Origin of the sequence: Duganella fentianensis (genome assembly GCF_009857835.1) — a bacterium.
GTDB lineage: Bacteria > Pseudomonadota > Gammaproteobacteria > Burkholderiales > Burkholderiaceae_D > Rugamonas > Rugamonas fentianensis.
Window position 1 is genome coordinate 1 of record NZ_WWCL01000024.1, and the last position, 693, is coordinate 693.

Genomic DNA, 693 nt, shown 5'->3' on the forward strand with positions numbered 1-693 from the left:
AGCTTCCACAGGATGGACACGATCGATTCAAACGGATCGAGCCATTTCGGGTCGAACACGTAGCCGAAAGACGGCGTCAGCGCGCGCTCGTCGAACAGCATGATGGGCAAGCTCTTGGCCTCCATGGCATCACGCGGCGCTGGACAGTTCCGACAGGCTGCAAGTGGTCGCCACCCGAGCCTGGACATAGCCGGAACTGCGCACCGCCTGGATCCACAACTGGGCCGACGGCCGGTAATGCGCAGCGTCCTGCAGCTCGCTTTCCTTGAGCACGATCTCGACGGCACGGGTGAACGATTCCATCGGAATCTCCAGTGCGCCGGCCAGCCCCGCCTTGTTGTGTATCGCGGCGAAGGCCTCCCAAAGCACTTGGGCATCGTCGACCAGGCGATATCCGGCGTCCACCGCCTGCTGCAGATAGAAGCGCGTAAAAGACCAGTCGGTGCGGCGCGGGAAATTGGTCTGGCCATAACCGATCAGGCAGGTGGCGACATCGGCGGCATTGCGAATGCCATGGAATGCGAGTTCGTCGACCATCAGGCGCGCCACAATCTGGGTCTTGCCGGCGCACTGCATGGCGATCTTGATGGCCAGCAGATCCTGCTGGCCGACGAGGATCGTGAACAGCTTGATCTGCAACCGGTCCAGATGGTCATGCACGTCGCGCAGCCATTCGTACTCGTTGTCGTCGTA

At 61.5% G+C, this 693-nt stretch carries 1 pseudogene; it reads right to left on the reverse strand.

Annotation, left to right across the window (positions count from 1 at the left end):
- Positions 1 to 129: 129 nt before the first annotated feature.
- Positions 130 to 693: pseudogene (locus GTP23_RS22420) on the reverse strand (ATP-binding protein); the annotation flags it as partial.